Here is a 12,638-nt window from a genome sequence, read left to right as displayed (position 1 = left end):
CGAACTCGGTTGTGAAACGCTGCAGCGGCAATCCTACTTGAGGGGTGGCCCTCCGGTAATCTAGCTCGGTGCCAGGTCTCTTTTCCCTCAACCTCCCCCTCCAGAAGAGGGGGAGGTTTCGTTTTATGGAGAATTAGAGAGATTAGGTTTTTGGAAGGTTCTTTTGCTGAGATCGGCGTAGGAGTTCTGTGCGCTCTAGACGGTTAAAAATGCGAGTGATTAGTTCCGGGCCAACGATAGGTTTACTAACAAAATCATCTCCTCCCACTGAAAAGACCTGTTCAATTGTTTGAGGCTGTGTGGGCAGTGAGGAAGAGTACTGGGATCCAGCTCCAATAGGGATCGTTGCGCACAACCTGGCAAAGTTCGATCCCACTGAATTCGGGCATCTCTATGTCTAGAATAAGTAGCTCAGGGTTGAAGTGATTGAGTTGCTCCCAAAAGTCGTTTGACCTAGAGAGAGTATGAACTTCTAAACCCCAGGGATCTAAAAGTTCGTCTAGTGCAGATAGCATAGATTCATCGTCATCAATGACCAGAATTTTAGTTCTCTTGAGGGTTGAATTTTTGTTGCCCCTGGTTGTTTGTAGATCCAGTTGGGTTTTAAGGGTAATCAGGATTTCAGTAAAGGAGATAGGCTTCTGTAGGAGAATATGTTGTCCAAGACGGGATGTTTCAACCCGCGTGAGTAAGTCGGCTCTATCTGTTAGTAAAATTAGAGAGGTGAGAGGATATGAGATGTAGGGCTTGTTTTGCTTGAAGTGGATGAGAGCGGCTATGGGATCCATATCTGGAATCTCATCTAGATCGATGATCCAGGCAGAGGTCGAGGGGGTAAAGTTCTGGGGATGATTTAGAGCATCAAGGTTGGGAATTGATCTGATCTTAAAGCCATGTTCTGTCGCTAAGGTTTCGAAAGAAGAGGATGTAGCTTCGCTCCAATAGGCTGCGATAACTGGGAGGCTGGCATGAGTAGCGTCAAATGATTCAAAGGCTTGCCTAAGGGCTGTTATTGTCATTCTTAAGTGTTCAAGCTGGGATCCGCTGAGTTGTTTTTGGTGTAATTGTTCTTCGATTTGGCGAGCTAGCTCTGAGCCTTGAACAAAACCAAAAGTGCCCAAAGACCCAGCCAATTTGTGAGCTTCTCCTTCGGCTTTGTGGCGAGTGATTTCTAATTCAGGATTCTGGCTGATATTGACAGAGAGCTTGGAAAGAAGCTCTTCTAGGGTTTTTAGCCGTTGCCAGTGCTGGGTACGATACCGTTGCCAAGTCTTGGTTAAGGCCTGTTGGGTGTGTTGCCGTTTGGAACTTTGATTTTGCTGTTCCTGTCCTTCAGAATGAGAAGGGTTTGACTGTGCAGTTGCGCTCAACTCCTCTGGTGGAGCTTTGAGGCGGTACCCCAGGCCATAGACTGTTTCGATGACATCGGGTACACTGGCTGACTTTAATTTGTGCCGTAAGCCCTTAATATGGGCACGCACAGTATCTGTCCCTGGGGGATCCTCATAGGTCCAGAGGTGATCGAGGATGGCACTTTGGCTGAATACTCGCTGCGGATTGCGCAGAAAAAGCTCTAATAGGGCGTATTCTTTCGGCGTGAGGTGAAGGGGAGCCTCGGCAAAGCTCACCTCACAACTGCTGGGATCCAACCGTAGCTCTCCCCAGCTCAAAATCGGTTGTTGGGCAATTTGACCTCGCCGTAGGAGGGCACGAATGCGGGCAGCCAATTCTGTGATTTCAAAGGGTTTGACCAGGTAACAGGTAATCGTCGGCCCCAGCATCCAACCCTTCCACTTTAGTCTTGCTGTGGTTGTGGGCGGTTAAGAGCAGGATCGGCTGGGTGTAGCCTTGGGTGCGCAGGACTCGACACAGTTCAATGCCATTTTGGTCGGGGAGACCGACATCCAGCATCAACAGGTCGTAGGGGGTAGACCTCCAGGTAATCTTGAGCCTCTTGACCATCACGGGCAACATCCACCACGTAGTAATCTGCGCTGAGGGCCTCGACAATAGTGGAGGCCAAGCTGGCTTCGTCTTCGACCAAAAGGAGCTTCACGCTGGGATCCCTGGGGGTGGAGTTTCACAAGTCCTTCACATCCATTCTCTACTTTAGAGTCACTGTACATGCCTGATCTCGGTTTGGCTCAGCCTGTTCAGAGAGGCTTAACCCTGGATTCAGGGGAAATTCATCTGGATTCAGCAGGCTGAGGGGAAATTGAGCGCCACAGGTCTCTGCTAATCACTCCAGCGAGCACCTTGGTCTACTTGCACGTAAGGATGGTTTGTCAATGTCTCTGTTCAACGAAGCCTCCCTGGAACAGCAGTTGCTTGCCCAGGGCATTATCGATCAAAGACAGTTGGCTTTGGCGAGAAAGCTACAGCAACAGCAGATGGGGCCACTGTTGATGATTTTGCTGCGGCTCCGGTTCATTGATCTTGACCAGATGAGTGGGCTGATCGGTGATTGTTATGTCTCTTGAAGCAATTTTCTACAACTTTTTCCAACTTCATGTAAGGCATGAAGCTAAGCAGGATCCTTGTCAGCTAGTAGATTCGTCTACATTAGCTGTAGTAGGTATCACTGAAAAAAGCTGTAAACAGGGTTGCTTTTTTGTTTCAATGGTTTCATTCGCTGCATTCTAGCGAATCTCATGGTGCCTACAGAACTTGATGTTGCAGAAGTCTATGAGGCGGCTCGGTTGGCAGCTCTCTACCGGTATGGTGTTTTGGATACTGTCGCGGAGCCTGTATGGGACAATTTGTGTCGGTTGGCCGCTCAAATTTGTGAGGCACCCATTGCTTTGATTGGTTTTATCGATCAGTCGCGCCATTGGTTCAAGGCTGCTTACGGCTGGAAGGTTGAAGCATTGCCTCGGGAGCAGTCCTGGTGTGCACAGGCTATTTGTCGTCCGGAACCGTTGCTGTTAACTGATCTGGATCAGGATCCTCGCTATCGGGAGCATCCATTGGTAGTCAGGGATCCCTGTATTCGTGCCTATGCCAATCAACCTTTGATCGATGGGGAAGGCTTTGTGCTGGGCACTTTAAGTGTCATGGATCCGCAGCCACGGCAGTTTAGTTTGTCGCAATTGCAGGGATTGCAAACGGTGGCGGAGCAGGTGATAGCTCAGTTGCAGCTTCGCCGCTTTTGGCAATTGGAGGATCCGACCGTGTATCCCTCCACCTCAGCTCCTTCATCGCCATTGGGGAATACAGGTCAAGAGATCGATAAAGGCCGAAAGGTCTGGGATCCAACCCATCCACAGGTTCATCCGGATGCGCAGCGAGCCCACGAACAACTGTATCGACGCATCGTGGATACAGCCCAGGAAGGGATCTGGGTGGTGGATGAACAGGGAAAAACCTGCTTTATCAATCGTCGTTTGGGACAACTGTTGGGCTACACTGCTCCAGAAATGTTGGGGCGTGGTCTGATGGAATTTGTCGAGCCAGATCAACGCCAGAGGGTACAAAGGCTATCGGTTCCACCGGGCCAAGTCTCCTCCGAACAATTGGAGATTTGCTGGTGGCGCAAAGACGGATCCCTGCTCTGGAGTTTGGTGTCTACCAGTCCGATGCTGGAGTCTGAGTAGGAGGGAGGATTCTTGGGCACCTTGTACATGGTGATCGACATCAGTCTACGCAAGCAGGCGGAGGCGCAACTGCGGCAGGTTAACGAAGAACTGGAACGACGGGTGGAAGCCCGCACGGCGGAATGGATACAAGCCAACCGTGCCCTGGCCCAAAGTGAGGAACGGTTCCGCAGCATTTTCACAGAAGCACCGATTGGGATTGCCCTCACCCATCGGCAGGGCCATGTTCTCACGGCAAACCGGGCTTTGGCGGAAATGTTGGGGTATGCTGATGCTTCTGAATTGGTGGGGCTTCACCTGGGATCCCTAGCCCAAGCGAGTCCTGAGCTGACTCCAGAAGAACGGCAACAGGAGAAACGACAACAGGAGCGCCTTGCTCAAGGGGAGATTCACAGTTACCAACAGGTAAGGCGCTTTTTAAGGCGAGATGGCCGTTGGGTTTGGACACAACTGACCTTTGGTCGTATTTCCACCTCTGACTCGGAACAAAAAGAAGAGGGCTATGGCCTGACGATGGTGGAAGACATCACGGAACGACAAGCGTTAGAGGGCATGAAGGATGAATTTATCTCGATTGTTAGCCACGAGTTGCGTACCCCTCTCACCTCCATTCACGGGGCATTGAGCCTGATGGCCACTGGTAAGTTGGGATCCCTAGTGCCCAAGGGGGAGCGCCTGCTGCAAATTGCGGCCACCAATACCGAACGCCTGGTGCGTCTGGTGAATGACATTCTGGATTTGGATCGGATGGAGGCGGGCAGCCTGAGTATGGAGAAAAAGCCCTGTGATGCGGCGGAGCTGATTCGGTATGCTGCTGAAACCATGCGCTCAATGGCGGAGCAAGCACAGGTTCATTTGGTTGCTCAGCCCTTGCCAGTGACGATACAAGCGGATCCCGATCGCGTTATTCAAACCTTGACCAACCTGCTCAGCAATGCCATTAAGTTCTCGCCGACAGGATCAACCGTGCACTTAGGGGTCAAACAACGGCATGCCCATCAAGTCATCTTTTGGGTGCAGGATCAGGGTCGCGGGATTCCGGCAGCCAACCTAGAGACGATCTTTCACCGCTTCAAGCAGGTGGATAGTTCTGACTCCCGCGAGAAGGGCGGCACCGGCTTAGGACTGGCGATTTGTCGCAGCATTGTCCGCCAACATGGGGGGCGGATCTGGGTAGAGAGCGAAGTCGGCAAAGGCAGTACCTTCTTTTTTACGTTGCCCCTTTTTGCTCCTGAATGATTCATCCATTGCGTAGTGACTCAATTGGCTAAGACCATGCAAACTTTAACTTCTACCTCCAGTGATGCTACTCTGACCCGCCGGGTTTTGGTGGTGGATGATGAAGACGATATCCGCGAAGTGGCTCAGCTTAGCCTGGAAATTATGGCCGGCTGGGAAGTGTGGAGTGCGCCTTCCGGCGAAGAAGGGATTCGCATTGCAGAAACAGCTCACCCAGATGTGATTCTGTTGGATGTGATGATGCCGGATATGGATGGCCCAACCACCTTCCGTCAATTGCGGGCCAACCCCAAAACTCGAGATATTCCGGTCATTCTCTTGACAGCAAAAGTACGGGCACGGTTGGTCAAGCAGCAATTTTTGCCGCTGGGGGTGTGTGGGGTGATTACCAAACCCTTTGATGCAACCAAGTTAGCGGATCAGGTAGCCAAAACCGTAGGTTGGGATCCCGCCTCTGACGATCTAACCTGAAACCTGAGGGGAATAACAGCCACAAAAAAAGCAGGGCTGAATTGACCCTGCCTTGAAGATGAAGTAGATGGGGAACGGTCACCCTGTCGCAGTCGTTGCATCAAGGTACGGTTCCGTTTGTCCAGTTGTCGTTTGCGGGCTGCCCCACCCCGCCCGCGATGGTTTCTTCCCTGTTGGCGGGGGGATTCATGGGATTTGAGTCGCATTGGATCCCTCACAGTCTAATGATCTATGGGTGATTTTAATCCAAACTGGGTTGATCTTTTTTGCGGAGAACCGCTGCCCTAGGGATTGAAATCTGCGCCTTTGGCTAGCCAATCTTTGAGGCGATGGGTTGCGCGGCAGTCATCCTCGTTGTAAGTTACCGAGCGCTCCAAAAAATCTCGGTTTTGAGTTTCCAACCACTGGCTGTACCAGTAAATCGACTGTGCCCCACTGGCATCGGGGATCCGCCACTCAAACCCCAGCCAACGGGCGATGTTTTTGAGGGAGTAACTCTCGATTGGCAATACTACAGAACGCTGTACCCATTCGTGCAAATCCACAAAGCGCTTCAACAATTGCCGCACCTGGTGGGGATCCGTATTGTATTGCTGAGCAAGGCGTTGACAGGTTTGTACTTCAAACCCGTGGAAATGATAAATGGGTGCTTCGGAATGCTGTTCTGTCAGGCGCAAAAACTGCTGCCACACATGCCCTTCTTCTTCTGGAGTTGCAGCCAAACAACTGTGATAGCGAAATGCGTGGGTATCTTTCGTTTGCTCTACCACCAGTAAGCCCAGCAGATAAGCAACATTGTGACGGGGATCCGCCTCAATATCAAAGTAAATTTCGACAGCAGCTTCTGGGAAAGGCTCCTGCTGAATCCAGACGGGTTGCTGGGTGAGGGTGGCATGGGCTTGCCGTTTCAGTTGTAGGGCGACGGCGGATCCCAGTTTGGGAATGGCTTGTAGGGTTTCTAGGTGAGCGTTGGCCAGAGCTTCCACCGACTCGATCCCCGCTTCTTGTAAAAGCGGATAACGGGATCCCGTCACTCCTGGCAGCAGGCTAAGGGGTTGGCTGGCTGCATTCAATTGCCGACAATACTCCCGCCAATGGCAAAGATGACAACGGCTACGGGCCATGAACACCTGGGGGGGGGCAGGCTGATTTAGGGTGAGCAAATACTCGCGTATCAACTGCCGTACCTGTTCCCGCCGTCGAACCAGATGGATAGGGTGCCATTTCCCCCCTTTCAAAATCAAGATTCCCCGCTTTGGGGTGATCCCCTGCAAAGTTCCGAGCAATTCCGCCTGCAAAGCCAGCAGCAACTCGTACTCAGGTTTGAGACGTTTGCCAATACGAATTTGCGCCGGCAGATAAAAGTGTCTTAGGGGGCGTTGGCCTTTGGCGGGTAGGGGCTGATCCCGAACGAGTAGATCGAGGGGACTGCTCACCCGGATTGCCTCAAACGCTGAGATTAAGTCCGAGGTCAAGATGTTGTCCGCAGTTGCAGTGTCTAGACCTGTAGGCTCTGGGATAGCATCTGGGATCCCTGGGGAATGACGGGGATCCTTTGCAACTGAAAGCTCGGTTTCAAATTTAAGGGCGGTTATATCCACCGTTGCTGCCCGCTCAAAAAAAAGTTCCGCCTCAATTCGTCCACCGTAGATGTGCTGCACGCCTTGGGATATCGCCGCTAACACTGCCCTATTGCCAACCTCTATCCGTTCTCCAGGGAATTGCTCAAACACTCTTGCCACTAACGTTTGGCGATCCCGCCGCCATTGCTCTAGGAGATCTTCTGGGGGTAGCTTTGCCTGGGTAGGGCCAACCCGATCCAGATAGGGCAGTCGTCGACAACGAAAGAAGGCGAGCAATTCCTCGGCATCAATGGAACCCTGCTGTGCAGCTGCAACCTGAAACTCCAACGGTGGACGACCTCAGCTCTGGTGCCATTCTGACATGCCCTTCCTCTCGCCCCTTGGCTTTTCAGGGCTTAGGATCCTGAAGCTGGTTCAAATCCAGTTGCCAAAGTTCTGAGCACTGGGGATCCCCCGTCTTGGGTACTAGTAACCAAATCTGTCCTCGTTGCCCCACCCGCAACACCTCTACCCCAGTAGGCAGAGCCAGTTTGGCCAAGGGCTCCCCAGCTTTGCTATAGAGCCAGAGATTGCTAGAGGGATCCCCTAGTGCGTCGGATCCCTGCCCCACCCACAAAATCCCCCAAGGGGCTTTGCAGATTTGGTGGGGGGTCTCTTTGAGAAACCAGTAGCGCACCCGTAACGGGTTCACCTGCACCGAATATAGGCCGTAACACCCTTGCGCAGCACCGATTCCCATCTTCTGCCCAGGAGTCTTCCCCTCATCCACCAACAACCGTTCCCCAAGGCTGACAACCTTTGCCGCCGGATCTAAAGGCAAGCGATAGCTCACGGGCTGGGATCCCATTTTGAGGTCTAAACCTGCTTGATCAGTTGCCAGAGGTAACAGGCACATGTCCAGAGAATGGCCGGGATGGGTGGAGAGCAACACCAGATGATCCGCCAGAGCCAGCAATTTTGGCACCCCTCCTTTCCAGCCCGGTTGTAGAGAATTGAGATCCCAGCGGAAGTAACGGTGGGAGTCTGGGAACAGGTTTTCTTGGACAGGGATCGGGGAGTGGGGGCGTAGCTGAATGGCTCCTAACTCGGTTGCTGTCGCCCAAAACAACTGCTGGCGATCCCCGAACCAAGTTGCCTGCCAGTCGTCTTCAAGGCTAAGCAAAGTACGGATACGGCCAGGGCTGAGGTGAACCACACTGTTCTTGGCGAGGGCTAAGGCTTCAGGATAGGTGTCCAGAGGCAATAACCGATAGAGTGGCTCACTGAGGGGATGACTGTGAAGAGGCGGGGATCCCTGTGGACATTGTAGAGGCAACCACTCCACTGCTTTCTCGGTTGTTCGCAGCAGCAACGGGGCTGCCACTCCAGCCGGGTCTGCCAAAATCTGAAACTGCTGTTCTAATGAGGAGTCTGAATGAGCTATTGCCCAAACCTGAACCACAGGGGGCGACGAAGTGGGCAACCGAGGCCCCACCCAACAACTGTTCGGCTCCTGCCACTCCTGAGCAAAAACTGCCAGGGCCGAGCGCATTTGTGCGGCCGTGCGAAACCGCCGCGGGGGCAATTTGCGCAGCGACAGCTCCAAAAGGGTTTGCAGAGGGGCTGGGATCTCAGAGGGGCAGACAAACGGCTGGTTCAGATGGGCGTGCATCAGCTGGCTGGGGGATCCCGAAAAGGGCCGTTGGCCGGTCAGCAACTCCACCAGGATGATCCCGACCGCGTAAAGGTCAGAGGCAGGGCTGAAATGCCCATAAAACCGTTCTGGAGCCATGTAGGCCGGGGATCCGGTAGCGGTGATTTCTCCAGCGATGCGTTCCGGGTGGCGAGCAATGCCAAAATCCGTCAGCTTCAGCTGCCAACCCTGAGGCGTGGGTTTGAGCAGAATATTCTCCGGCTTAACATCACAATGGATCACCCCCTGTTGATGGGCATGGGCCAACCCGGCCAAAATTTGATCTGCAAGGCCTAAAACCTGCTTTACCGGCAGCCACAGCCCCCGTTCCACTTGGTCGATCAGATCCCGAAGCGTGCCCCCCTCACAGTACTCCAGCACCAAATACCGTCCCTCCCGAGCATGTTCAAGGGCATAGCAGCGGGTAATATTGGGGTGGTTGAGGGTGAGGAGATAGCGCAGTTCCCGCAGCAGATTGTGGGTGGGAAAACGCTGGGTTTGTAGCTCCTTAAGAGCCACCAACTCTCCTCCCTGGTGAGCCCGGGCACAAAAGACACGGCCATACTGCCCTTGCCCGGCCATACCTAATAGCTGGTAAGTGTCGTGGATAGACTTGGTGGTACGGGCACGTCGGGACACAACCCAAGCCAGAGGGGAATGTGCAGCAGTTTAATCCCTGTCCGGGAACCCTGACATCAGGGGGGCCGCAGATCGCAGCATTTTCCCCCAAGATGGGTGGAGATTTTACGATCTCATTCTCATTGCGGGTGGGGTTTCCCTTTCAGGAGTCGCTCCATTTCCGTTTGCAAATCTTGGGTCAGGGTTTGTACCGCATGGCGGCGGTTGGCTTGGTAAAGGGGCCAGCGCTCTGAAACCGAGAGGGGATCCCCAATGCTGAAGCGGGCTAACCGAGGCCCCAAACGGGGGGGAGCCAACTCGACGGGGTTTTCCCCCTTGATCCAGGCCAATAGGCTCCAGAGGCGCAGAGCCGTTTCTGCCAATCCTTGTAGGCTGGGCTGTTCCGGTACCGGCCGCACCGCAAACACCATCAGAGTTTCCACCAGGCGCATGTGCCAGAGGTGAAAACTAGCCTCAGAAGCAACTCGATTGGCCAAACCCCGCTCCAAGGCAGAAAGGGAGGGAATATCGGCGATATCTTCTCGATAAATCCAAGCCCATCCCGCCTGCTCAATGCGGTGTCGCCGTTCGATTAAATCCCCTTGCGGCTGCAGGCCAAAATGTTGTTCTGCCACTCGCAGGGCCAGATCCGATAGGGCCTGTAGACGAGTTAACAAATCCGCCTCACCCTCGACAGCAGCAGTCTTGGTCACCTCAGTAGGGGGCAAAACCGGGACATAAAAGCGCTGATAGAAAGGCTGCATCACCTCGATCAGATGTTCTCCTAGGCGCATAATGCGAGCCAACAGGTAATCCTGTCCGGTACGGGAGTCCCTCAAGGGGGGGAGCTTGCAGTCGGCCTCCATACGGCTGAGCAACTGAGCTAAAGCTGAGCTGGGATCCCTCAGGTAGTGGTAGCGAATGCCCACGGGTAGGATCAGAACCTGCTCTGGACGCTCTGCTTTGTGCAGATCTTCTACGGCCCAAAAGCCCATCTGCGCCACTCCCGGTTCTAGGGGGTTAAGAAAACCACTCAGGCCATTCACCGCCCCCTCGGGAGCCACCGCCAAGGGATACTGCCCCGACACAAACTGCTCACGAGAACTTTTGAGACCAGCGCGATCCAACCGCCCCCGCAAAATCGGGATCCCTCCCAAACGGGGTAACCCCCAAGCGGCTAGGGATCCCAACCACAAAGGCAAACCCCGATCATAGACGAACAAAACATGAGGACGGCGCCGAAAGCGGATCCCCTGTTGTCTCGCCACCCACGGCAAAAGATGGGAAAACAGATACATCAAGCAGGGGGGATCGTCGAGAGTAGGATGACGAAACGCCACCAACAAACGAACTTTGCCTGCTTCAAATTGCTCATAGAGCTCAACCAAGCGCTCGCCGCCCTCCACCTCAACCCGAGGGATCCCTTTGGAGAATCGCAGCCAAAAGGGTAAACAGGTTTGGGCGAAATTCACTACCCACGGGGTCAATCGCGGCGGCAAAAACTGAATCGGAGGTTGAACCGTTTGCTGCATAAGGATCCCTATCTAGGATCAACGGAGTGAATGAACCTAGCCTTTGGATCCAATCTTAAAGAGGGTGAAGAGTGAGGGGAGCGGCTCAGTGACAGTTTTCCGTCTGGCCTAATGCTGCCCAGCCCAAAGAAGCTTAAGCCTCAGGCATTTTTTTCTTGCGGCCTCGGGTCGCTTTGGGAGGAGCTTCTTCCGTTGTGGTTGTCTCCTCCATCACCTGACCATTCAAGACTTGCTTGAGATGAATGTGCTTGTAACCCAGCTGAATCTCAAACTCATCACCCGGATTAAGCTGCATTTTTTCGGTGTAAGCCGCCCCAATGATCAGTTGGCCATTTTTGTGAACACTGACCCGAAAGGTTGGCTCACGCCCCCGCTTGTCCCGGCTGGAACCTGGAGTGAGACTCAGACCTTTTGCCGCCAACACCGCATCATAAAACTCATTTAAGTTGACACGAGGCTTGTTGGTCTTGGTTAGGGTTACATAGCCACATCGCTTCGCCGTTTCCCGGCGCGGAAGATGCCCCAGAGCTTCGACCTTCTGTAGCAGAGCTTTGCCGGTTAAAGGTTGTGGTGGTATATCCGACATTTTTTAATGTCCTACATCCTTCTCTAAAATCATAGCCCCCGAATGTACTTCTGCAACCAAAAGTCTGAACCATTTTTGAGGACAAGTTTTCCTGCTCTTGCTTGAAGCAGGAGACCAGAGGGGAAAGATTCTTGTGAGCTGGCGTTCCTGCTCTTGTCAAACGGTGATCTAGCACAAAAGAGGTCAGGAGCTAAAGGCAACTTCTGCTTTTATTGGATTCAGTGGATTCAGGGTTGGGTAATCGGTATAACCCTTTGGCCCCTCAGTATAGTAGGTGGAGCGATCCACAGGATTCAGCGGGGATCCCTGGACAAAGCGTTGTGGCAGGTCAGGATTGGCAATAAAAAGTCGCCCAAACGAGACAAGATCTGCCTCTTGACAAGCCAAAACCCGAGTTGCTTTCTCGTAGTCGTAGCCGCCATTCACCATCAAATTGCCTCGATAGAGAGGGCGAAAGATCGCGGTTGGGATGGGAGTGGCCCCGTGGCGCAAATCCGATTCACCGGTCTCCATAATTTGCAAATGGGAGAGCGCAAAGCGATTCAGTTGTTCCACCACATAGCTAAAGGTGCGAACCGGATCGGAATCCGCCATGTTGTGGTGAGTGTTGCTTGGAGACAGTTTAATCCCCACTCGTCCAGCGCCCCAAACCCCGATCACAGCTTCGGTGACTTCCAGCAGAAAGCGAGCCCGATTTTCCAAAGAACCGCCATAGACATCGGTGCGATGGTTGCTGTTGTCTTGCAGAAATTGGTCGAAAAGATAGCCAAAAGCGGCGTGAAGCTCAATACCGTCAAACCCAGCCCGGCGAGCATTTTCGGCTCCTTTGCGAAAGTCTGCAATAATCTGGGCAATTTCTTCAGTTTCTAAGGGGTGTGGGGTGACATAAGGATGATGACTGCCATCGGCCAAGGTGACATGGCCTCTAGCGGCAATGGCTGAAGGCGCAACGGGCCATTGGCCTTGTTCTTGCAACAGTGGATGAGATAGCCGCCCCACATGCCACAGTTGCAGGAAGATGCGTCCTCCTGCCTGGTGAACCGCTGTCGTTACCTGTCGCCACCCTGCCACCTGGGCTTCACTATAAATGCCCGGTGTGCGAGGATACCCTGCCCCCTGAGGGGACACTTGAGTGGCCTCGGCAATGATCAATCCGGCACTAGCCCGTTGACTGTAATAGAGGGCGTTTAAGGGAGTAGGAACGTTGCCTGCCCCAGCTCGGCACCGTGTCAGGGCAGCCATAACGATGCGGTTGGGCAAGGGCACGGCTCCCATCTGGAAGGGCGTAAACAGATCGGGGCTGACCATAGGACTGACTTGCTTCCACAACACAGCCCTGCAGTA

11 protein-coding genes are annotated in these 12,638 nt (G+C 53.4%); 4 read left to right on the top strand and 7 right to left on the bottom strand.

The features are described 5' to 3' along the window. Positions 1 to 281: 281 nt before the first annotated feature. Both L1047_RS14405 and L1047_RS16690 read right to left on the bottom strand, forming a co-directional pair. Positions 282 to 1,628: a winged helix-turn-helix domain-containing protein gene (locus L1047_RS14405; RefSeq protein ID WP_328286077.1), complete on the bottom strand. Its 1,347-nt coding sequence runs from the start codon at positions 1,626 to 1,628 to the stop codon at positions 282 to 284. A 109-nt stretch (positions 1,629 to 1,737) separates the two neighbouring features. Then, on the bottom strand, positions 1,738 to 1,962 hold the full coding sequence (locus tag L1047_RS16690; protein WP_328286076.1) for a response regulator: 225 nt from the start codon (positions 1,960 to 1,962) through the stop codon (positions 1,738 to 1,740). 326 nt (positions 1,963 to 2,288) lie between these two features. Between L1047_RS16690 and L1047_RS14395 the strand changes: the two genes are divergently transcribed. From L1047_RS14395 to L1047_RS14380, 4 genes are all read left to right on the top strand, one after another. Next, complete coding sequence (locus L1047_RS14395; protein ID WP_235279643.1) at positions 2,289 to 2,480, top strand: DUF2949 domain-containing protein; 192 nt, start codon at positions 2,289 to 2,291, stop codon at positions 2,478 to 2,480. Between the two features lie 171 nt (positions 2,481 to 2,651). Continuing rightward, entirely contained in the window at positions 2,652 to 3,593 is a 942-nt protein-coding gene (locus L1047_RS14390) for a PAS domain S-box protein (protein WP_235279642.1), read from the top strand. Positions 3,594 to 3,605: 12 nt separating this feature from the next. Beyond that, positions 3,606 to 4,832 carry a sensor histidine kinase gene (locus L1047_RS14385; RefSeq protein WP_235279641.1) on the top strand — a complete coding sequence of 409 codons (1,227 nt, stop codon included), beginning with the start codon at positions 3,606 to 3,608 and terminating at the stop codon, positions 4,830 to 4,832. A gap of 36 nt (positions 4,833 to 4,868) precedes the next feature. Beyond that, positions 4,869 to 5,303 carry a response regulator gene (locus tag L1047_RS14380; protein ID WP_235279640.1) on the top strand — a complete coding sequence of 145 codons (435 nt, stop codon included), beginning with the start codon at positions 4,869 to 4,871 and terminating at the stop codon, positions 5,301 to 5,303. 284 nt (positions 5,304 to 5,587) lie between these two features. Here the strand turns inward: L1047_RS14380 and L1047_RS14375 are convergent, their stop codons facing one another. From L1047_RS14375 to L1047_RS14355, 5 genes are all read right to left on the bottom strand, one after another. Beyond that, the gene (locus L1047_RS14375; RefSeq protein ID WP_235279639.1) at positions 5,588 to 7,213 is read right to left on the bottom strand and encodes a TM0106 family RecB-like putative nuclease; all 1,626 of its coding nucleotides are present in this window, start codon (positions 7,211 to 7,213) and stop codon (positions 5,588 to 5,590) included. A 61-nt stretch (positions 7,214 to 7,274) separates the two neighbouring features. After that, the gene (locus L1047_RS14370; RefSeq protein ID WP_235279638.1) at positions 7,275 to 9,197 is read right to left on the bottom strand and encodes a serine/threonine-protein kinase; all 1,923 of its coding nucleotides are present in this window, start codon (positions 9,195 to 9,197) and stop codon (positions 7,275 to 7,277) included. A gap of 119 nt (positions 9,198 to 9,316) precedes the next feature. After that, complete coding sequence (locus L1047_RS14365) at positions 9,317 to 10,708, bottom strand: 1-acyl-sn-glycerol-3-phosphate acyltransferase (RefSeq protein WP_235279637.1); 1,392 nt, start codon at positions 10,706 to 10,708, stop codon at positions 9,317 to 9,319. 133 nt (positions 10,709 to 10,841) lie between these two features. Then, a complete protein-coding gene (locus L1047_RS14360; RefSeq protein ID WP_235279636.1) occupies positions 10,842 to 11,294 on the bottom strand; it encodes an AbrB family transcriptional regulator in 453 nt (150 codons plus the stop codon). Between the two features lie 183 nt (positions 11,295 to 11,477). Further along, the gene (locus L1047_RS14355; RefSeq protein ID WP_235279635.1) at positions 11,478 to 12,602 is read right to left on the bottom strand and encodes an alkene reductase; all 1,125 of its coding nucleotides are present in this window, start codon (positions 12,600 to 12,602) and stop codon (positions 11,478 to 11,480) included. Between the last annotated feature and the right edge of the window lie 36 nt (positions 12,603 to 12,638).

The organism is Synechococcus sp. Nb3U1, assembly GCF_021533835.1.
Lineage (GTDB): Bacteria > Cyanobacteriota > Cyanobacteriia > Thermostichales > Thermostichaceae > Thermostichus.
Note: the sequence above shows the minus strand (reverse complement) of the source record. Positions and strands in the feature narration are given on the sequence as shown.